Origin of the sequence: Microvirga sp. RSM25 (assembly GCF_044784385.1) — a bacterium.
In the GTDB taxonomy this organism is placed as follows: domain Bacteria; phylum Pseudomonadota; class Alphaproteobacteria; order Rhizobiales; family Beijerinckiaceae; genus Microvirga; species Microvirga tunisiensis.
Window position 1 is genome coordinate 3,440,860 of record NZ_CP173039.1, and the last position, 20,382, is coordinate 3,461,241.

At 59.1% G+C, this 20,382-nt stretch carries 21 protein-coding genes; 9 read left to right on the forward strand and 12 right to left on the reverse strand.

Annotated features, from left to right (window positions below; genetic code table 11):
• The first annotated feature begins 3 nt into the window (after positions 1 to 3).
• Genes ACD578_RS16415 through ACD578_RS16425 form a run of 3 tightly spaced genes read left to right on the forward strand, consistent with a single transcriptional unit; the run spans position 4 to position 4,188 of the window.
• The gene (locus tag ACD578_RS16415; RefSeq protein WP_404286615.1) at positions 4 to 2,409 is read left to right on the forward strand and encodes a hypothetical protein; all 2,406 of its coding nucleotides are present in this window, start codon (positions 4 to 6) and stop codon (positions 2,407 to 2,409) included.
• A 4-nt stretch (positions 2,410 to 2,413) separates the two neighbouring features.
• Entirely contained in the window at positions 2,414 to 2,914 is a 501-nt protein-coding gene (locus ACD578_RS16420; RefSeq protein WP_404286617.1) for a hypothetical protein, read from the forward strand.
• 8 nt (positions 2,915 to 2,922) lie between these two features.
• Positions 2,923 to 4,188 carry a hypothetical protein gene (locus ACD578_RS16425; RefSeq protein ID WP_404286619.1) on the forward strand — a complete coding sequence of 422 codons (1,266 nt, stop codon included), beginning with the start codon at positions 2,923 to 2,925 and terminating at the stop codon, positions 4,186 to 4,188.
• Positions 4,189 to 4,338: 150 nt separating this feature from the next.
• Here ACD578_RS16425 and ACD578_RS16430 read toward each other — a convergent pair whose 3' ends face one another.
• Positions 4,339 to 5,199: an EcsC family protein gene (locus ACD578_RS16430; protein ID WP_404286621.1), complete on the reverse strand. Its 861-nt coding sequence runs from the start codon at positions 5,197 to 5,199 to the stop codon at positions 4,339 to 4,341.
• A gap of 157 nt (positions 5,200 to 5,356) precedes the next feature.
• Here ACD578_RS16430 and ACD578_RS16435 point away from each other — a divergent pair, with 157 nt between their 5' ends.
• On the forward strand, positions 5,357 to 6,169 hold the full coding sequence (locus ACD578_RS16435) for a DUF72 domain-containing protein (RefSeq protein WP_404286623.1): 813 nt from the start codon (positions 5,357 to 5,359) through the stop codon (positions 6,167 to 6,169).
• 337 nt (positions 6,170 to 6,506) lie between these two features.
• Here ACD578_RS16435 and ACD578_RS16440 read toward each other — a convergent pair whose 3' ends face one another.
• On the reverse strand, positions 6,507 to 6,752 hold the full coding sequence (locus tag ACD578_RS16440; protein WP_404286624.1) for a hypothetical protein: 246 nt from the start codon (positions 6,750 to 6,752) through the stop codon (positions 6,507 to 6,509).
• 196 nt (positions 6,753 to 6,948) lie between these two features.
• Between ACD578_RS16440 and ACD578_RS16445 the strand changes: the two genes are divergently transcribed.
• Positions 6,949 to 7,191, forward strand: coding sequence for a hypothetical protein (locus ACD578_RS16445; protein ID WP_404286626.1), 243 nt, complete (start codon positions 6,949 to 6,951; stop codon positions 7,189 to 7,191).
• A 92-nt stretch (positions 7,192 to 7,283) separates the two neighbouring features.
• Here ACD578_RS16445 and ACD578_RS16450 read toward each other — a convergent pair whose 3' ends face one another.
• Positions 7,284 to 7,532, reverse strand: a complete 249-nt coding sequence (locus ACD578_RS16450) for a helix-turn-helix domain-containing protein (protein ID WP_404286628.1) — start codon at positions 7,530 to 7,532, stop codon at positions 7,284 to 7,286.
• 193 nt (positions 7,533 to 7,725) lie between these two features.
• Between ACD578_RS16450 and ACD578_RS16455 the strand changes: the two genes are divergently transcribed.
• The gene (locus ACD578_RS16455; RefSeq protein ID WP_404286630.1) at positions 7,726 to 8,271 is read left to right on the forward strand and encodes a hypothetical protein; all 546 of its coding nucleotides are present in this window, start codon (positions 7,726 to 7,728) and stop codon (positions 8,269 to 8,271) included.
• Between the two features lie 86 nt (positions 8,272 to 8,357).
• Positions 8,358 to 8,774, forward strand: a complete 417-nt coding sequence (locus ACD578_RS16460) for a hypothetical protein (RefSeq protein WP_404286632.1) — start codon at positions 8,358 to 8,360, stop codon at positions 8,772 to 8,774.
• 51 nt (positions 8,775 to 8,825) lie between these two features.
• Here ACD578_RS16460 and ACD578_RS16465 read toward each other — a convergent pair whose 3' ends face one another.
• Complete coding sequence (locus ACD578_RS16465) at positions 8,826 to 9,602, reverse strand: antitoxin VbhA family protein (protein WP_404286634.1); 777 nt, start codon at positions 9,600 to 9,602, stop codon at positions 8,826 to 8,828.
• Positions 9,603 to 9,727: 125 nt separating this feature from the next.
• On the opposite strand from ACD578_RS16465, the gene ACD578_RS16470 reads away from it, so the two are divergent.
• A complete protein-coding gene (locus ACD578_RS16470; RefSeq protein WP_404286636.1) occupies positions 9,728 to 10,210 on the forward strand; it encodes a hypothetical protein in 483 nt (160 codons plus the stop codon).
• A 491-nt stretch (positions 10,211 to 10,701) separates the two neighbouring features.
• Here the strand turns inward: ACD578_RS16470 and ACD578_RS16475 are convergent, their stop codons facing one another.
• The 4 genes from ACD578_RS16475 to ACD578_RS16490 form a co-directional block, all read right to left on the reverse strand.
• Positions 10,702 to 12,162 (reverse strand): hypothetical protein, encoded by a 1,461-nt coding sequence (locus tag ACD578_RS16475; RefSeq protein ID WP_404286638.1) that lies wholly within the window; start codon positions 12,160 to 12,162, stop codon positions 10,702 to 10,704.
• Between the two features lie 217 nt (positions 12,163 to 12,379).
• Positions 12,380 to 13,894 (reverse strand): glucose-6-phosphate dehydrogenase, encoded by a 1,515-nt coding sequence (gene zwf, locus ACD578_RS16480; RefSeq protein ID WP_404286640.1) that lies wholly within the window; start codon positions 13,892 to 13,894, stop codon positions 12,380 to 12,382.
• Entirely contained in the window at positions 13,891 to 14,886 is a 996-nt protein-coding gene (gene gnd / locus ACD578_RS16485) for a phosphogluconate dehydrogenase (NAD(+)-dependent, decarboxylating) (protein ID WP_404286642.1), read from the reverse strand. Before gnd ends, zwf begins: the two co-directional genes overlap by 4 nt.
• 388 nt (positions 14,887 to 15,274) lie before the next feature.
• On the reverse strand, positions 15,275 to 15,925 hold the full coding sequence (locus ACD578_RS16490) for an ATP-binding protein (RefSeq protein ID WP_404286644.1): 651 nt from the start codon (positions 15,923 to 15,925) through the stop codon (positions 15,275 to 15,277).
• A gap of 621 nt (positions 15,926 to 16,546) precedes the next feature.
• On the opposite strand from ACD578_RS16490, the gene ACD578_RS16495 reads away from it, so the two are divergent.
• Positions 16,547 to 17,437 carry an N-acyl homoserine lactonase family protein gene (locus ACD578_RS16495; RefSeq protein ID WP_404286646.1) on the forward strand — a complete coding sequence of 297 codons (891 nt, stop codon included), beginning with the start codon at positions 16,547 to 16,549 and terminating at the stop codon, positions 17,435 to 17,437.
• 537 nt (positions 17,438 to 17,974) lie between these two features.
• On the opposite strand, the gene ACD578_RS16500 is transcribed toward ACD578_RS16495, so the two are convergent.
• From ACD578_RS16500 to msrA, 4 genes are all read right to left on the reverse strand, one after another.
• Entirely contained in the window at positions 17,975 to 18,199 is a 225-nt protein-coding gene (locus tag ACD578_RS16500) for a hypothetical protein (protein WP_404286648.1), read from the reverse strand.
• A gap of 9 nt (positions 18,200 to 18,208) precedes the next feature.
• On the reverse strand, positions 18,209 to 18,571 hold the full coding sequence (locus tag ACD578_RS16505; protein WP_404286650.1) for a hypothetical protein: 363 nt from the start codon (positions 18,569 to 18,571) through the stop codon (positions 18,209 to 18,211).
• A 246-nt stretch (positions 18,572 to 18,817) separates the two neighbouring features.
• Positions 18,818 to 19,393 (reverse strand): NADPH-dependent FMN reductase, encoded by a 576-nt coding sequence (locus tag ACD578_RS16510; RefSeq protein ID WP_404286652.1) that lies wholly within the window; start codon positions 19,391 to 19,393, stop codon positions 18,818 to 18,820.
• A 340-nt stretch (positions 19,394 to 19,733) separates the two neighbouring features.
• Complete coding sequence (gene msrA / locus ACD578_RS16515; RefSeq protein WP_404286654.1) at positions 19,734 to 20,267, reverse strand: peptide-methionine (S)-S-oxide reductase MsrA; 534 nt, start codon at positions 20,265 to 20,267, stop codon at positions 19,734 to 19,736.
• Positions 20,268 to 20,382: the final 115 nt, after the last annotated feature.

Consider the following 20,382-nt stretch of genomic DNA (forward strand, 5'->3'; position numbering starts at 1 on the left):
ACGATGGCTCCCCGTACAACACGTTTCATTGCTTCTGGCTCACCTGGCACTCTGCACGACCAAATCATTGGTGGCCTAGCAGCGCCATCCTGGTTGCGCGAAGGCTCATTGCTCGACAACCGATGGATCATTGGAACCGAAGATCCCCAGAAGCGGCGCAACACAGATATCGCGCTGCGCTTCGACAGCGTCCTAGCACCAGGCTTGCGACTAAGTGATCCTCGTTGTGAGCACGATTCTATAACTGCGAAGCTGCTCGTCTACTGGTCTCTTTCGCCGAGTGAAGGATCGCACTCGTCCGGCGCCTCAGTTGCAATTCTTCACAGAAACTACCTTCAGTTCGTGCGATGGAGGTTATCCTGCGGACTAAAGAGGAATGCCAGCCTTACGCCTGAGTGGATCGAAAAGTTCTTTGAGACCCTTCGTGATTGCGGCGTTCGAGGGCTGCTCCCGCTAGAAGAGCGCGCAGTCGCATTCGCCAATGCCATTCGCGCGGGAAAGCGCCGACCTCCGACTTACAAGAAAGGCAAGCATACGTATTTTGACTTTGATACTGCCGCGGAGAAGCTAGGGGTTCCGAATGGCCGCCTCTTAACTGACGCGGCTCGCCGCATCCTCATTGCGCTCGCGGCAGAATTGGGTTACCCGCTCCGCCCCGATCAAGCACGGTCGTCCGGTTTTGCGATCGCTTGGACACCAGATAGTCAGGATACAGAGATTAATGACGGCTCATACCACGAGAGTAGTGCTGAGAACCCAATGGGGAGGCCTACATCTCGTTCGGCGGGCCGCATCGGCGGCTTCCTGCGCCCGCTTGCCTATCTGTGGCAGTTCCGGGGTCGCCTCTCCCATGATCCCATCGGATGCAACCCGTTTCCAGGGGACCGCACCGTAAACAGTGTCGCACGGGCGATCGCGGACGACAGTGATGGCCGAACATTCACGGTCCCTCCGTTGCAGGCCTGCACGCTAATCGATCGGGCTCTTTGCTGGGTTCTGGACTATGCGCCGGACCTGCAACGCTATGTTGAAGAGGTCGAGCGCGTACTCACGACAGAGGAGGTCAGAGCGCACTGGTATCCCTATCAAGCGGCTGCAACACGCGTGAACATCGCCTTCGTTGAGCACAAGAGTTGCACGCAACCGGGATCGCCTTGGCCGATCCGTCCAGCCTACTATCCTGGTCAAAACGCCATCAAGAACTTTGCAGAGATCCGTCCTAGCCTTCGTACAGTGCTGTTTGAGTACCTCGCTGTCGCCTGCATGATCGTGATTGCGGCGTTCTCGGCACGTCGTCGTGAAGAAATTGAGTCGTTGCGCTTCCCAGCAATCCACCACATCGATGGCGACCCATGGTTGGAAACGTGGATTGAGAAAACAATTCGAGACTTGGATAAGATCCCAGTTCCAAAGTCTGTCGAAAAGGCCGTCGAAGTTCTATCCTGGCTCTCGTCCATGTACCGCCAGCGCACGAAAGAACGCTGGCTTTTTCAATTCGACGATGTCGCCCGGGCTGATCCCTCGACTAAACCGAAGACCGCCCGCTTCGATGTATACCGCAGTCTCTCGCGGTTTGCAGAGTTCGTGCAACTGCCTCCACTTCCCGACGGGACACAGTGGGATCCAAAGCCGCATCAGTTCCGACGCTTCTTCGGTATTACATATTATCATAGATTCTGCTATCCGCATTTGACAGCACTTTCCAATTTCTATCGTCACTTTGATCCCGATCAAACTAGACGGTACGTCACGGAGGCGGCGCGCGGCGGGTTTCTTCGCCAGGCGGAAGATAAGCGCGTACAGGCCCGGAGATCAGAACTCGAAATTGCTCGTTACCACGCCCAACGCTTAGAAGACTTCGATGTGGAAGGTGAATCCTTCCGGCTCGCGCGATTCAGGAATGTTGCTCTTGGCAAGGATCGCATCTCGGGATGGGGCGGTGAAGTCATCAAACGACAGCTCGATGACTTGGTCCAACAAGCCAAGGCTCAACTGGACATTGCTCCTGAAGATGATCTTCCTGGCGCAACACTCGACTCCTTACTTCTCACCTTCGTGAAAGATAAGCGACTTGAGCCCAACAGCCTCGGTCACAGCTACTGCAAGTGCACCTCGGAGCCACAAGATCTTCGCTCAGCGGCGTGTCTGACCGCTCGAGAGGCCGAGCGCGATGAGGCAGCATTCTTCAGTGCGCCGGACCCCGCCTTTGCCGCCGATCACATCTGCTCAGGTTGTCCTCACAACGTGCAATTTGCCGAGTGCGAGCCTTACTGGGCCGAAACGATCGCCCAAGCACAACAGCAGCTCTCCTGCTCATTCGCGCCGTTGCTGCGAGTCCTCACACAGGAACGGCTCGATATGGCGCAAGCACATTACTCCAGGTGCTTTGGCACGAAGACGGGAGGCTAGGGACATGGCGAGGAACCAAGAGCGCCAGGAGCGCATTCGACCGGCGCGATCAGCGCTTGCGGCTAAAGTGACCTTGTTGGAGGAGTGGATCGCCAACGAATTAATCCCCTCAGATGCGCCGGTCCTTGTTACCATCAAGGACGTCCAGCAATGGTCCGACCCGGCTAGAGGGCTTACGACCTGGACCAGCTATTCCATCGCAGCTCCCGGCGGCCCGAATGCAGATTTGAGATTGCGCCTTGACCACGCATTGAAAGGGCTGCAGCGCATACGGGAAGGAAAATCTGCACAGCAGAGAAAGCCGCGCCGCGGGCGAACAATTTCGCAGAACCAAGTTTCCCAAGAGAGAGATCGGTTGGCTTGGCAAAACGTTGAGCTACTGGCAGCGCGAGATGCACTCAGCTCAGAGGTTAAGCGTCTACGTCACCTTCTCCGGGAGAAGGATGATCAACACCGCGAGTTACTGACCAAGCTCGAGAAAATCGTCCCATTTGGAAAAAGGTAATCAGGCTTATGCAAGAATTAGCTCGCCAGCATGACAATTTCCACTGTGTCGTTGTGTCGGAGCCGGTAAAGATCACTAAGCGCTTGAAGCTCTCCAACTACCCTATCATTCTGCATCCGGCCTATGGAGTGTTCGAACCTGCAGATGTGTTCATTCGTGAGCTAGCTGCCTGGCGTTCACAGCGCAGTGGCAGCCTTCAAGATATAGCTCGCATTATCTGTATCTGGTGCAATTATCTCCAAGATCATAATATCTCCTGGAACGAACCTGGAGAGCATCACTATCACTGGTGGCTGACGGAGGCACTGAACACCGATAAGATTGGACGCAATCGGCAAGCTCGCTGCGCAGGTGTGGTCATGCGCTGGTGCCATTTCCTGGCGTCGCGCAGTATTGGCGGCCCGCTTCTGCGCTCCTTCGCGGCCTCGATATCAGCATCACCTTTAAGTGTAGAAATCTTGGAGCCCGAACCTCGCTTCAAAGCTCAACGGGGTCCAAAACTCAAGAATGGCAAGCGTCCGATTCCTGATGAGGACGAGGCAGTTCGTGTAATTCGGGCGCTGATGAACCATCCCAATGCCTTTATCGCAGAGCGCAACTGGCTTCTTGGTCGCACTGTTTATGAGACTGGCCTACGTGCCATGGGCGTTGCGGCATTGAGCTGTGACACTCTAAATCAGCTCCTTCGGGGCGATAACCTCATTGGTCCTTCTGATCGTGTTGAGTTCCTCGCCGGCGACCGAGTTGCGAAAGCGAGCATCCGGGAGAGAGTCTACCACCTTGCGAACACCGGTCGCGAGAACTTAATTGTCGGCGTTAGGGAGAAAAGGGGAAAGGTCCGCAATGTGCCCTTTCCGATTCCGCTCGTCATTGCTCTCCTTCAACATCTATGGGGGGAACGTGCCCGCTTTCTACGCGTTTCACGCAGCTCAAGTCGGGAGAAGTTGTCAGGTGGACTTTGGCTATCTGACAGGAACGGTAACTCTCTGACCATCACCGCCATAAAAGACATCATCAAGGTGCGCGGCTTCGAAGCTGCTGGCGTCAAGGGCAGCATTCATTCGCTTCGAGCGACGTTTCTCACTCAGTATGCGTGCCGCCTTTTAAGAGAAGCCAGAAAGAAGTTCGGCTATGATTATGATACCCGCGGCATCCTTCTCACGCTTGCAGAGATTGCAGGACACGAGGACCCAGACACATTGGAACACTACCTGGATGAGGCTCAAATCAGAGAAGCGCTGGTAGGGGAACGGGAGTTTCTGCGCGGCGTCTAGTCTGCTTGGAATTTGCCGCGCTTGCTGTTCGATCTTATGCCGCAGCAAAAGCTTCCCTGAGCAATCGCTTGCGATGCTGTCTATTCCAATTGGTAGGCGCTGGCTCGAAGCAACGGCAGGTCCACGCAGTCCCTCAAGTAGGGGATCTACTTATAGTTTAAGAGTTTGCCGGATCTGGTTGTAAGCGCAATATACCGTTCCCTTACCATAGGTCCGCTCCAGTCGGCGCACGGTGAAATGCCCGCGGGCCAGCGTCTGGAAATGATCGACGAAGGCCGCGTTGACGGCCGCGCCGCCGATCGCCCCGAGCACCGGCACAGCCTGGGCGGCGACCTTCTGCGACACGACCAGCCCGAACCGGGATCCGATCTGGGCCAGCAGGCGCACGATGGCCGAGGTGCTCTCGTCGACGACGCCGCGCCCGGCCATCTGCTGCAGGGCGCGGGTGACGGACTTCGCCATGGCGGCGCGCACGGCGAAGTAGCCGGCCTCGTGCAGGTTGTCGGAGCCGGAATGCCCGCCCAGGGCAAAGACTTGGACGCAGGCCAGCGCCGTCTCGGAGTCCTCGAGGTCTTCGCCCTCGCTCTGGGCGATGCGAGCGATCGAGCGCAGCATGATCGTGGTCGAAACCGGGAGCTCCACCAGCACCGCCGAGATGCCGAGCGCTCCACCCGTGGCGCCGGACAGGACCGCAAGCGCCTTGTGGATTCGGGTTTCGGGATCCCTGCCCTCCTTTGGGATCGTCCTCAGCGCGTAGCGTAACGCGCGGGTCAGCGCCGCCTGCGTGGCCTTCGAGATTATATCAGAGACCGGTCTGGGAAGCGCCTGCCCGAGCAGCTCGATGGGTCGGCCCGCCAAGGCCGACAGGCGGGCCACGTAGCTCGCTCCCTCGAGCGCGAGCACAGCCTGCCGCAAGGCCTCGCGATCCTCGTCCGAGAGGGCGATCTCGGGTGGCGCGGCGTGGCCCGCGGTCGCAGGAAGCGGTTCCTGGCGGCGTAGTTCCTGGCTCATGCAACCTATTTGGGGATCCGGAGCAGCCACTGACAGGCCCGCCTCCGGAAAGTGCACTGTCTTGCCCCGCGTAGCCGGCGAACGCCAGGGCTCCACGGCCGGAACGCCTGATTGGCAACCTGCGTTGGCACAGCGAGGCCGTTGCAGTGAGAGGAGCATGCAGATCCTTCCAGATAGACATCGCCTGATATCCCGCACACCACGCTCCTCCACGGACAATGTCGCTGCCCCGGTGCGGATCGGCACTGCGGCGTGGAGTATCCCGAAAGAGCACGCCGCCCGCTTCCCCGCTGCGGGATCCCACCTCGAGCGCTATGCTGCTGTCCTCAATGCGGTGGAGATCAATTCCTCGTTCTACCGTCCGCTTCGGACAGCCACTTATGAGCGGTGGGCCACCTCGGTGCCGGAGGATTTTCGCTTTGCCGTGAAGATCCCGAAGGCGATTACCGATGAGCGCCGGCTGAAGGACATCGATGACCTGCTGGACCGGTTCCTGTCCGAGGTAGGCGGCCTCGGGCCCAAGCTCGGGACACTGCTCGTCCAACTGCCTCCGAGTCTGAGCTTCCAGGACGGCATCGCCGATCGGTTCCTGAGCGGTTTGAGAGGCCGGGTTCCTGGCAGCATCGCCTGTGAGCCGCGCCATCCCTCCTGGTTCACGCCGCAGGTCGACACCCTGCTCGACATGCTTCGGATCGCCCGTGTCGCGGCCGACCCGGCCCCAGTTCCAGGAGCTGACGAGCCAGGTGACTGGCGCGGTCAGTCGTACTATCGCCTGCATGGCTCGCCCCGGATCTACTACTCGGCCTACAGCGCGGGGTATCTGGCAGTCATCTCGGAGGTGCTCGCTAGGGATTTGGCCGCGGGCATCGAAACGTGGTGTATCTTCGACAACACAGCGGCCTTCGCTGCGACCGGTGATGCGCTCACCACCCGAAGCTTGATGATCGCCGCCGATCGTTCGCGCGCGTGAGCGACCCGAGCCTACTTGATATCGAGACGGCTCACTCACCGCTCAAGCGTTCCGACACGGTCTGAGCCGCGCACGCTCCTGGGATACAGCTGGCCTCTTTAATAGACGGCCGGCACAGACGCGTGCGGGGCCGCACTGCCGGCGGGTGGCCGCTGCAGTATCCCCACCCTGCACGTGATCATGCAGGAGGGTGCCATGCAGGACGACAGAGAACGGTTTTCGTTAGCAGCGGCCATCACCGCTGTCTTCACGTTGGGCTGCACCATCGGTGTTCTCTACCTGCCGCTCTTCCTGCGTTGAGCGCCTGATTGAATACGGCTCCTGCTTGGCCCTTGTCCTATCCGGTCGGCATCGTCACCGTCACGTCCGTTCGACCCATCCGTCGCTGCAACTCATTGCAGTCCCGGGCCCGAAGACCCTGGAGATGCTCTAGGCCCTGCGCCTCCTGGCCCGTGATGACATGGACCACGAGACCGTCGGCCTCGCGCGCAACCGTGGCAATCGTCACAAGCCCGGTTGGGGTCTCCCGCTCGATCCGACCGCCCAGTAGGTCGTCACATTGCAGGCGCAGTATGACCTCCATCGGAACCTCCTCGAAGCTTGCCCCTATCGAATCAACGGAGCAGAACCAGCACAGGTCCTCGCAAACGACGGGAGACCATCCCGACCATCCACCGATGGATTTCCACGCATTCCACAGACCTAGAACAAAATAGGAACATTTCTGTGGTCGCTGACGGCTCGAAGCAGTACCATTGCGGCGTCCAAAGGAGATGACGATGACTGAGCGGGAACAGGCGGTACGCGATGCGGATCCGATGGAAGCGAATGTCTCGGCCGTGATCGAGGCCTGCGGAGGCGATCCCAGAACTGCCATAAGAGCCCTCCTCGTAGAGCAGTTCATTCAGAAACAACGAATCGAACGGTTGGCGGCTGCCCTGTCGTTCGGATATGTGCGCGGACAAATTGGCGTGATGTATGGGCGGCCCCAATCCCCACCTCTTGATGACCGCCATTCGTGATGATTTGGCTGACGTCTGTAAGATCGGCCCGGACGGTCCTGGGACAGCAGCCGCGCTTTGGTGACGAGTTGCCGGTGTTCGGCGACACCCCCTCAACGAGCGGACGTCGCTGTCTTTGGCGCGGACCGCCTTCGCGGCCTGACAAGAAGATCGGACGCCTCCACGCCCAAAGCCTTGGCAAGCCGATCCACCACGTCAATGGTTGCCGCGTAGACACTGCGCTCGATCGAACTGATGTAAGTCCGGTCAATCTCCGCCCGGTGGGCAAGCTCCTCCTGCGACAGGCCGGCGGCCTTTCGGTACTTTCTTACATTCTTAGCGAGCACATCCCGGATCGACATGCCCGGGATCGCACCGCCTTGTAGAGTATTCCTCCACGGAGTATACTCTACAAAATGATCTTACCCGCTGGAATTCGTGTTCCTCACTCTTCAGCCCAATCCCTTCCCAGTCGGCCAAAGTCGCTGCCCCATCACCCAAGGGCAGGTCACGATGGCCATCTCAGGTTGCGTGAAGGAGACGCAGGATCGGACGATGCTTAGGCCGCCCATGAAATGTGTTGACTACACTCTGCCCGACTATCCCACCCTGATCTTCCGCAGTTCGATTCAACCGTCCGATCAGCAACGACAATCATACGAGGTCACCATCTCCGCCGAAGGGCCGAACCGTGACCGCGACGATTGGCAGTATGACTTCGAGCGCTGGTGTCGGGGCCGTGGCCGGGTCGTGGAACGGAAGCGCCCCAACCGAAACGGAACAACCAGGATCGCATCCTTCGAGGGAACGCCAGCGCTTGTCGCCTTCATCGTCGATTGGATCGGGCTCGAATGGCTGGAGCGCGCCATGCATGGCTCCGTCGGCATGCAGGCGCCAACGGACGTGTCAGCCGTCTTCGTTCAGCTTCAGGAGCTTCTGAGTCTGACGCACAAGATCGATGCCCGGACGAGAATAGCGGATTTCCGGTTTTGGGCGGCGGCGCGGGCGACACTGGGTCTCGACGTCCCTTCCACCGAACTCAAAACCGGCAACTGGGATCACCTCTTCGATCAGGACCAGACGAACGCTGTCCGGGAGTGAGGCGATGCACCGCCGGCACAGGCCGATTGGAATGCGGGCGCCCATCCGGTCCTGTACTGGGCGCGAGCAAGCGTGGATGCCTCGGCATGATCCGTAGGTATGCTCTCGGGTTCCTGATCCCCCCGGCCATCATGGTGGCCATCGGCTGGTACCTGGTGCAAACTGGAGACTTCAACGGTCTCGAGTTCTTGGCCTTTCTCGGCACGCCCGCCGCCGTGCTGATTCTGGCATGGGCCGCGGTCGTGGCCAATGAGATCGCCAACCGGCGGAGTGAAAGGCGACCGCAGCAAGTCCGTTCAACCAGGTTCCTGTTCTACTATCCTCTTGCGCCAGCCTTCTGTCTGCTGGTCGGCGGCGGCGCCCTGTGGGCCGGCTATATCAATGAGGCGTATTTTCTCGCCGCAGCGGGGGCTCCTGCGGCAGTCCTGACCCTCGCCTGGCTCGCCGTGCTAGCCAATGAAGTCGCCAACAGACGCAGCACACGACGCCAGCGCGACGAGTGATGGCAAGCCCCTGTGATCAGATCGAGAACCGCAGCGGGCCGAATGCCCCATTCATTCAGTGTCAGTATCAAGGCTCCTGAACGCCGGCAGAATATCCGTTATGTCGATGTCACCACTGATGAACGCCTCAAAAATCGGATCAGTTGTTGGGTCCCGTTCAATGCCGGCCATGAGGTTATTGTGATGGGCAGCCTCGACGATCTTGCGCCGGCGTTCGACCTCCTCCGGCGGGGTCCGTGGCGTTCCAGCTTTTTTCACTGCGATCTCCTTGAGAAAGGCTCTCACTCTCTCAACACGGATCTGTCCCTCGGCCGACCAGAATGGATGCTCGGGCGTTGCGGTATGCGCCGGCTGACCCTCACGGGCTGGGAAGATGATGCCCGTGATTGCAGAATTCTGCTTAAAGATGTTCGCAAGGAGCCGATCCACCCGCTGCGTATAGCCGCTGGGATAATCCCGCACCACCAGGCCTTCGCCCCATGCAGTCTGCAGGGTCAGGAACGAGACGGACGGAAACAGCTCGAAAATCTCCTCAATGCTTCGGGTCACCTCAGACGTGAGCGCGAGGCTGCCCTCCCCAGTCGCCAGGAGCTTCCAGGGGCGCTTGGGCAAGAGGCCCTCGAGGACGGAGATCGCCTCGGCCGAGTATCCACCAGGTGGATCGGCTGGCGCTGTGGGCTCATCGAGCTTGTCTCGCAAAGCATCCTTGATCAGGCCTTCAATCGCCGGAAGGCCCATCCCTTCGTCGGCAAGTTGCTGGATCAACCTGGTGATTTCAGGATTGCGCATGAGGTCCTTCGGGCCGTCCGGATCTTCGTCCTTGGTCATGTCCGATCTCCATCTCAGGCGCCGTTCCGAGTTCTTATAGCAGGCAAGAGCCAAAGGAATCGCAGAGTTCGTCGGGATCTTTGGAAGAGCCAGTTGAAGACGATCGAGTCATTCAGGAGAAAGCGATGAATGTGCAGACCCGCTTGGAGGCCAATGCGATCCTCGATCGTCTCCTTGCAGATGGATCGACCTTCTCCCGAAATGACGCGCGCCGGCTTATCGACTTGATCCCTGTTGCTCCGTCTTCCCGTTTTTCGTTCAAAGGCATTTTTAAGGGATCGGGTTCCAGCTTCCGAGGACATGCGGCCGGTCTTGGCAATGTCGAGCTTAACGGAGAGGCCAAGGAGAGGACACTCACGTTCAACGTTCCGGCGTCGCACAAGATCGGCGGCTATGTGGTGACGCACACACCCGGCTCAATCAACATCGAGTTAATGTGGGCTGAAACCAAGGCAGATCAGACCGGATTGAGCTGCCTGCTCGTGTACGATGCTCCGACAAATGAACCTGAGGAACTGCGCATCGCCGCGCAGACGTCGCTGACGCTGCTCATTTTCACCTTCAACTATGTCTCTTACGTCCCCTGGAAGAAGCCTGGGCTGGCGTAATGGCGTCGCAAACTGGATGAGCACTACCGCTGATGGAGAACTTGGCTTGAGCAACATTTCAGAGAAGGTAAGGAAACTGGCTAAGAGCGATCATGAGAACAGTGAACTGTTCCGTCAGGTTGTGGATCGTCTCAATGAGCTCGAAGCCACGAAAGCGACCCTGGAGCGGTGGCGCACCCGCTTGGAGTGGTCCAGTTTTCGGCAGGGTCAAGGCAGTGGCTACATGTCGTCAGGGGGTGACGGCCCCCTCATTCCGGCTTGCCCATTCTGCGGTCAGCTGAAGCCCAGCGCGAGAGCTGAAAGCAACTTCATTGCAGAAGCCATAGGCCACAAACCCGATTGCGAGCTCCGGCAGAAGAGATAAGGGAGTCTGTCGTCGATCCAGTCTTGTGGCGTAGGAATGGGCATACTCCACGCTGATTCTTGTGCGATAGGAATGCGCCATAAGAAGGCCGTGGGGCTCCTAGCGACCACGGTTCGCTTCAACTCGGTCACATGCAGCGGTTGAAAACGGCCGGTTTGTCATTTGGGTCGGCACCGACGACGGAGCGATCGACCAGGCGACCCTTCAGTACCTGGAAGCTTACCCGAGCCGGCGCCGAGGCTACTCCTTGGGTACAGATGCCACTAGCTGCCCAGCCCTGCTGCGAACGTTGAAGCGGCGGATTCAGCGCGCAGGATCCCAGTCCGGCTGTCACCGCCTTGGCGGAGATCACGAGCCGTCTGGGGTTGTTCGGATCCCCACACCCCGTTCCAGGCTGCACCCACTCGCCAAATGGCGTTTCCACGGCTGGGATGACTTGAGACTGTTGCATGGCCTGTTCGACACTCCCGTCCCAAATGTCATCTGGCGGGAGATTGTTGGCAACTTTGAAGTCGGTCAGGGCAAAGCGGGATGCCAGGCCCCAAACCCCGTCGCCTGTTTTGCGATAGTACCCGAGCTCAAAGAGCCGGGCCTGGATCTTCAAGGCATCTCCTGGATTGAGCGGGTGCAGCGAGGCTCCGTGTCCGGCAGCAAAAGGCATGAAGAGCCCTGCCACCTCCTGCTCGGGATTGGCCGGCACATACGCCGCAGGGGCCGCCGGGTAGCGGTCGTCAAAGACCGCCAGTTGCGTTTGCAGATCCCATCGGTCATCCGCCCCGAGCCCGTTGCGGATCTTGAAATCCCGGAGGGCAATCCGCGACCGCCTTCCCCAAACCCCATCAACGAGCCCATGGAAAAAAGCCCGCTCCTGAAGGCGGCGCTGAACCTCTGCGGCTGCATCCAGGTTCGTGAGGTCAAGGACCTGAGGCTTCATCTCCGGCTCGGTGGGCCGCCACACCGGTGGAAGCCCGGCAATTTTGGTTTCCGCAGGCTGCGTGGGATCGGCTGTCTCTGGGTTTGGTGTCCTCGCATTGGGATCGTAGTAACGGGCATCTGGCTCAGCAGACATTAAGGGCTTTGACGTCTCTGGCTCGGCCTTGGTTGCGGCCTGCTGGGGCTCGGCCCCCGTGCCGAACTGCTTCACGGCGATGCCAAGGGTCTCCGCCTTCTGGAAGCTCAGGAATTCGGCATCATCCGGGGCTGCGCTGGTGATGAAGACAATGGCCTCGTCCGTCAGCCCAAGGGTGTTCAGGTACGCGCCGACAAGGGCATTCCCGGATCCAGTCTCTTGCTTCTTGCCGTCTCTGAACATCCAAGCCGCATGGACTGCAATTTTCGCCCGTGGCGCTGCCCACCGCGTCTTGCCTCCGAGCCAGGCCAGCGCACAGGCGGAGGCACACAGCCTGTCGTTTAAAACAAGGGTGTTGAACCCCTTGAGCCGGATGGCCTTGCCGATCTCAATTCCGGCAACGAGGTTGCCGCCGACACTGTCGAACACCACCACAGCCTCTCTGAGGCGTAGCACTTTATCTGTGAAGGCTTCCTCATCCCGGAAATCGAGTTCGCCCTCGACAGTCACAACCGTCAAATCCTTAGTGGATCTTACCTCAATGGTGGCCGCCTGCGCAGAGGTCCAAGCAGCAAGCAGCACCAAGAGTAATCCGAATCCCCTGAGAGTCCCCATCCGTCTAGCCCAGCCCTTCCCGTACTAAGGTTAGGGCGGGATCGTTGGAGGCGCTATGATGATTTCGTAGAGGAGCTCTGGGCCAAAAGGCTACTGTGATGGGCTGAGGTACCTCAGTCCATCACTCGATGGTTCTCCACCGCCGTCCATCGCGGGCCAGCAGAAAGCCCGCCTCCTCTGGCCCAGACGAACCGGCGGGATAGAACTCCAGTCCTTTGGCTCCCGCCTTCGACCAAGCGTCCAGGAACGGCTGAACCACAGCCCAACCCGCTTCCACACCATCCGCCCGTTGGAAGTGCAGGGCGTCTCCCGTCATGCAGTCATAGATCAGCGTCTCGTAGCCGGTGCTCGGGGCAACGTCGAAATGATCCTTGTACTTGAAGGTCATGTCGACACTCTCCGCAGCCAGCACAGGTCCTGGCACCTTCGCATTGAAGCGGAGTGTGATGCCCTCATTGGGCTGAATCCGTAAAACCAGGAAGTTCTGTCCCAGCCGATCGACGGAGGTTTGCTCGAACATCGAGATCGGCGCCTGCTTGAACTTGATCGCCACCTCCGTCCGGCGCTCTGAGAGAGCCTTGCCGGTTCTCAGGTAGAACGGCACTCCGGCCCAGCGCCAGTTGTCGACCTCCAGCCGAAGGGCCGCATAGGTCTCGGTGACACTGCCGGGGGCCACATGCTCGGCGTCCCGGTAGGCCACCACTGGCTCATCGTGGACACGACCGGCGCGATACTGCCCGCGCACCGAGTTCGCAAGCGCTTCAGCCTCGCTGGGGATCCGGATCGCCGCCAGGGCTTCGGCCTTTGCATTCCGAACCCGCTCCGCCTCAAAACGGGCGGGCGGCTCCATGGCAATCAATGCCAGCAGCTGGAACAGGTGGTTGGGCACCATGTCCCGCAAGGCTCCCGTCCGGTCGTAGAAGCGCCCTCGCCTCTCGACGTTGACGGTCTCCGCCACGGTAATCTGCACGTGATCGATGTGGTTGCGGTTCCAAATCGGCTCGAACAGGCCATTGGCAAACCGCAACAGCAGGATGTTCTGGACGGTTTCTTTGCCGAGGTAGTGATCGATGCGGTAGATCTGGTCTTCGGTCAGGACCTCCAGAAGGGCACGGTTGAGCGCCCGGGCCGAGGCCAGGTCTGTCCCGAACGGCTTCTCAACAACCACCCGCCGCCACGGGGCGCCTGAGGCTTCCTCCTGGGACAGCCCAGCCCGAGCCAACTGGCGCGCAATGGGCTCGAACGTGTCCGGTGGCATGGCCAGATAGAACAGCCGGTTACCCTGTGTCCCGGCCGTCGCTTCGATCTCCTCCAGGGTCGCCCTGAGCTTGGAAAAGGTCTCCGCGTCATCGATGCTGCCGGACACGTAAGCGGCATGAGCCACCAGCCGCTGCGCCAGTTGTGGATCCACGGCCCGGGTTGCATGCACCTGCAGGGCATCGAGCAGATCCTGGCGGAACTCATCCGCCGTGTGGACGCTGCGCGCCACTCCGACGATGGCGAAGCGCTCCGGCAGCAAGCCCGTGGCGGCGAGATTGTAAAGCGCCGGCAGGAGCAAGCGGCTCGTCAGATCACCGGATGCGCCAAAGATCACAAAGCAGCACGGGTCAGCGGCGGGCGCGGGCGCTTGCGTCATGACCGGTCTCCTTCCGGCCTCTTGGCCTCGACATGGCCACCGAAGCCCTTGCGCATGGCCGAGAGCATCTTCTCGGCAAAGGTATGCTCCTGACGCGAGCGGAAGCGGGCGTAGAGGGCGGCAGTGAGGACTTCGGCCGGGACTGCCTCATCGATCGCGGCCTGGATGGTCCAGCGCCCCTCGCCAGAGTCTTCGACGTACCCTGAGTAGGTGCTGAGATGCTCATCCTCGGCCAGGGCGGTGGCGGTGAGATCAAGCAGCCAGGAGGTGATCACGCTGCCTCTGCGCCAGACCTCGGCAATATCGGCCACGTCGAAGTCAAAGCGGTGCTCGGGCGGCAGGGCTGGGCTTGCGGCATTGCGCAGGATGTCGAAGCCCTCGGCGTAGGCCTGCATCAGGCCATACTCGATGCCGTTGTGGATCATCTTGACGAAGTGGCCGGCACCGTTCGGCCCGGCATGGATGTAGCCCCGTTCGGCCTGGGGATTCCTGCCCTCGCGTCCAGGGGTAATCGGCAGGTCACCCCGGCCGGGCGCCAAGGCGGCAAAGATCGGATCCAGGCGTTCGACGATGGCTGTCTCCCCGCCGATCATCAGGCAGTACCCGCGCTCCAGTCCCCACACCCCACCGCTGGTGCCCACATCGATGTAGTGCAGCCCGCGGCTGCGGAGCTGGCCAGCCCGCCGGACATCGTCCTGCCAGAAGGTATTGCCGCCATCGATGATGGTGTCTCCGTCCTCCAGAAGGTCGGCAAGCTGCTGGATGGTGGCCTCAGTGATGTCACCGGCAGGCAGCATGACCCAGACAACCCGTGGTGCCTCCAATCTTGCAACAAGATCTTCCAGGCTCTCGGCTCCCGTAGCGCCCTCGCCTGCCAGACCTCTGACGGCTTCTGGATTGTGGTCATACACAACGGCCACATGTCCGGCTCGCAGGAGGCGGCGGACGATGTTGCCGCCCATCCGGCCGAGGCCAACCATTCCCAGCTGCATCTCCATCTCCAGTTTTTACTGGCGCCGCCTCGATTATGCTCCGCACAGTCAAATACGCTCCAATGCCGAAGATCAAGCAGATCTAGACCACTGATTGGCGAACGAGACTGTTTGATGGCTTTAGTGAACTATGAGAGCCCGCGAAGCTCCACGTGAGGGAAGGCTGGAAGATCCAGAGGGAGCTGACAAGCAGCTCATGATCGAACCTTTGAGATAGATCAAGATCACACACAATCCCAAGTCTGGCATCACCTGCCGAGCGATCACCGCCATGTCCTCATGGGCAAGCGTCACGCGCCGGAACGATACGGCGCTGGGCCGGTTGTTCGCCGATGGAAACTGGCAGCGTCAGCAGGACGTTGACTCAATTGTTTCAATCTCGTGCGCCTCAATCGATCTCGTCAGTGATCCTGTTGACAGGACCCAGCTGTACGATGGCAAAATTCCCGTCCGAGGTAAACGACCACTCAACGCTTCCACCTAGATCCGCCACAAGCGATCGGATTAAGCGCAGTCCACGCCCCGGTTTCATGTCAACCGGCGGGCGGCCAGTATCGCCCACCAAGCATGTTAACAGACCAGCCAGTTCGACGAACTGCACTGAGATTCTGCCCTCTTTGCCTTGCAATCCATGACGTGCCGCGTTGCGGATGAGTTCGGCGACCACGAGGCCAATACGCCAGCAACGCTCGGCAGGAAGCACAATATCAATAGTATCGAGGGTCAGCAGAACGCCCCGTTCCTCAAGTGTAGCCTTCGTGAAGGCCTTGCAAATCCGCCCAATATGAACGGCGAGGTTTGTTGTGTCTCCGACTGGTGGAGGCATTAGCGCACAATGCGATGCTGCATGATCGCGCAATCGCTCGGCGGCCTTCGCCAGCTCGGCTCTTGTCTTGTCATCACCTGTGCGCAAAGCCGCTAGGGAAAGGGAGGAGATCGCCTCCGAATATTCATTCACAACGCGGTGGTGGATCTCCTCGATCAAGTTGACGGTTACTGACGGAGTTGTCGGCTCTAAGGTCGTACCATGTGCGAACATCTTGGCCTCCCACAAAGTAGCGCCCGGATGGATCCGAGTGCCGATGTCCGAAATCTGATAGAAGGCGCGAGTGAGTCGCTATTGCACGTTGGTGTTGAAGAGACCTAAGTATCAGCTGTGTCGAAGCCAGAGACAGGTGTAGTACCGATCCTGTGATCGGGTCCGTCACTCATCCTGGTAAAAATCGAAGCGCCCAAAGTCAGCGACGCGCAGATCCCCTTGCTCCGAGTTGAAGATGCACCTGTTGCGTGTGGGCGCAAGTGAAGCTTGCCTCTTGAACTCGTTAGAAGACGACATGGTGTATTTTTCCCACGCGTAGCACGAGCCATTCTGAGACCGCGGCGGCGGCAGCGGCAATACCATAGTGCACTTACGCAGTACGGCTGTGAAGGATATGTTTTCGTCCATCGCCGGCAAAGATCTGGCAAATCGAACGAGCGCTTAACCTCTCCAGCGTCCTCCTCTCCGCTGGAGTTTGCGGATCGTTCAGATCCGCGCAGGCCGTCTCCCTGTATGTGAGGCGGCCTGCCCCTTCTGTTTAGACATCGCCTGACGATCGCGTCACCTGCGGACCGCCTTCGACTTCGTCGTGAAGCAACACAGAACTTTGGAGGCCTTGCCATGATTTCCCGTTCTCATCTCCTGGCGGCTGTTGCCCTCATCCTGTACTGGTCTTCTGCAGTCGCAACTGCTACCGCGAGTCCCAGTGCTACACCGGCGAATGCGGAAACGGTCGATCGGCTGTACCGCTTGGACTGTGGTCGCTCTGTTGCCAATGACGAATCCGTGTGGACGCCTGGTGAGAACGTCGGCAAATCCATCGAATTCTCCTCGACCTGCTACCTTATTCGGCGTGGCAAGGAGGTGCTGATGTGGGATACGGGGGTTCCGGAGCAAACGATCGGAGACCCCAAAGGATGGTCGACGCTTCCAAACCTCATCGTCTATCATCTCGATAAGACCATCTCGTCGCAACTTGCCGAGATCGGACTCTCGCCCAATGACGTCAACTACCTCCTCGTGTCACACACCCATGGGGACCATATCGGCAATGTCGGTCTCTTACCGAATGCGACGGTGGTTATGCAAAAGGCTGAGTACGACTGGATCTACGCGCCGCCGCCTTCGGACCCAAACCTGAACACACTCGTCATCTTCGCCCGGACGCTCCTCGGCCATCCCAACCGGCTGGAGCTAATCTCCGGTGACGTCGATCTGTTTCGCGACAGCAGCGTGATACTTCTCTCAACGCCTGGACATACACCTGGCAGCCAGTCTCTGATGGTTCATCTGAAAAACACGGGATACGTCATCCTGTCTGGGGACGTCGCCCATCTGGAGGATAACTTCAACCGTGACATCGTTCCTGCGCTGAACGTCGGCAAGGCGGCGTCCATTGCGTCCATGGAACGTATCAAGGGTCTCATGGCAAAGTTCCATGCAATGCTCTTGATAAATCACGACAAGCGGCAAACCGACCTGCTCAAGCTCCTACCTGACTATTATGACTAGAGCGCTTCTGTAAGGCCAGGAACCGGCTCACTGGTCAGCCCTGGACTATCATGTCCATCGGCTTGCACAACTGGGCGCATCAGTTCCGATCAGTGGGACTCGCCACGAGAGTTCCGATGGGCACGAGCGGCGCAGTCGCTCCTGCTCCAATATCCCATGGTCAGCTTAGGTGGTACCTGTTCGCGCGGGCCGACACCAAGGTACAAATGACGAGGAGGCGACGCCGCCTGCATGGTCAGCCGCAGTGCCCGCATAGTTCAGCTATGGATACCGACCTCAGCCGACTGATTGATACCCTTTCTGGACCAGTTTGGACGACCATGCCTTACGGAACCGGCGGCTTCGTGAACGCCAGCTAGCGCGATTACGCAAGCATGACCCTCGAGGAGGCTCGAGCCGTTGGATGGATGTCAATCATTTATCCGGACAATGCTCCGGTCGTGCGGGCGGCCAGGGACGCCGCCATGGGCGCTGAAAGGCCTGTCGAGATTGAGGCGCGCCATTGTCGCTTCGATGGTGCAAATCGACGCTTCAGCATCATGGCCCTTCCGCGACGGCGCGGGCCTGATTTCCAGCTGGTGCGGAATCAACTCCGATAACGAAGACCTGAAGCGCCCGGAAGAACAGTTGGCTGCCGAGAAGCGACTGCTTGAGCTGGTTGCCCGCGGGGTCGTCCTCCCCAGGATACTCGATGAACTCTGCTTCCAAGTCGAGAGGCTGGGCCCAGGGTCCCCCTCCAGCCTTCACCACCGTTGGAGCCATCGGCGCGCACTAGCTCTGACGATCCGGTTCGGGCTTGAGGGCGGTGGCAGCTGCAAGTGCCGAGGAATCCGCCTTAGACAAAAGATAGTTGAACATCGCCCCCAGGCTATCATCAGTCAGCTTCGCGGGCATGAGAACTCCTGTCGCGTTCATTTCGTCCCGCGTGATCATTGTGTCGGCATCCCGATCCATCGCTGTACTGTAGTCGACCGTTGGACGCCCATCGTTGTCAACGGCAATACCCGGCTTCAGGACTTCGTTGAAGTTCCTGAACTCCTCGGCATTGAGCTTACCGTCGCCATTTCGGTCGAACTTCGAGAACGCATTATTTAACATCCCTGCCAAAGGGTTTGAGCTGCCAACAGTCGTCACGGTCCCCTCCAAAGTGTCTCATGTCAAGGGAGCTTCTCCGCTCCCTAGTGACAAGAATATATTCTGAAGATTGCCCGAGGCTGTGGATGATACTCATGGCCTTTTCGGGAGCCATGGTCGTCTGCGGGGCAGGTGGTAATAAGTTGAAATCAGGCGTCACCACTCGCCGCACGACAACTATCCCATCGGCGAAGGCTGCCCCTAAGAGCGCATAGCAGCCTCTTACACCCCGACCCGCGCTAAGGCCTATGCCTCACGCGCGGTCTTCAGGGCGTTTGCCCACCAGACGAGTTCGTCAAGCATATCTTTGACGTTCGTCTCAAGGTGTGTGAGTTCCGTCAAGTCTCTGCCCTGCTGCAGCGTGGTGATGAAATCAGTGCCTTGGATGTGCACGCCTGTGCGGGTCGGGGCCATCTGCAGCTCAATAGCGATGGTCCGTAGGTGCTCGACTGCTCGAGCTGCGCCGACACTTCCATATCCGACGGCAGCGGCGGGTTTACGATTCCATTCTGGATACGCAAAGTCGAGAGCGTTCTTCAGCGCTGCTGAAAGCGAACGATTGTATTCTGGCGTGACAAAAATATAGCCGTCGAACTCGGCCACTTTTCGCTGCCATCGCTGCCCGACTTCGTTTTGCGTCGGCACCCATGCATTCGACGCCTTCTCATTGAAGAAGGGCAGCGGGAATTCCCTCAAGTCAACAAGCTCTACGTCGATGTCGGTGCGCTTGGAAGCCGTATCATAGATCCACCGGGCAGGTTTGATGCCGTAGCGCACGTCGCGGGTGCTACCGATGATGATGGCGATCTTGGGATTAGCCATAAATGTCTCCAGTGGCTGGTAAGTTGGATTGGGCTCCTGACGGCCGAAATCAACGTGTGTCGATTCCGCTCACGCTATCTGCTTCAGGATGCCCATGGACCGGCTTAGAGAGTCCATCTGGCCTGCCACGCGGCCGCGCAACGCGGTTCCGGCGCAAGTCAGGGGCGTCACTGATGCTCTCTTCGTTCATGCTCACCTCAACTCTCGTTGAAGAGCGCTCATGCCCTTCCCGATAAATCTTTCGAGGGGTAAGTTGAATAAGCGCTGAGCAGCCAAGTCTCGATCACTATCCCGTTAAACGCATATCCGCCTGTCTTTGCTAGCGCCTCAGAATCTGGTCTCAACCTGTCACGGTCATTTGGCTCTGGTCAGTCAATCCGCGCACCGGCAATTTCCAGTTTGGCCGGACGAAGTGGCACGTGTAGCCTTCAGGGTACCGTTCGAGATAATTCTGATGCTCGGGCTCGGCCTCCCAAAAGGCGCCGGCCGGAATGACCTCGGTCACTACCTTGCCCGGCCAGAGACCTGAGGCGTCGACGTCGGCGATCGTATCTTCTGCAATCTGCCTCTGCTCGTCGTTGGTGTAAAAGATTGCCGATCGGTAGCTCGCACCCACGTCGTTGCCCTGGCGGTTGAGCGTCGTCGGATCGTGAATCTGGAAAAAGAACTCTAATAGCTGACGGTAGCTGATCCGCGATGAATCGAAGATAATCTCAATGGCTTCGGCATGGGTGCCATGATTGCGATACGTGGCATCCGGAACTTCGCCGCCAGTGTAGCCGACACGCGTAGAGATCACCCCATCATAACGCCGGATCAGATCCTGCATACCCCAGAAGCACCCACCGGCAAGAACCGCACGTTGTTGTGTCACTGAACCCACTCCTCTTGAGCGAAACGACGTCGTATGTCTGAGCCTCTATTCAACCGCAATCGCTAAGGCTGATTAAAGCCAAGTAGATGTAGGAATGTGGCTCACCTCGGTCTTC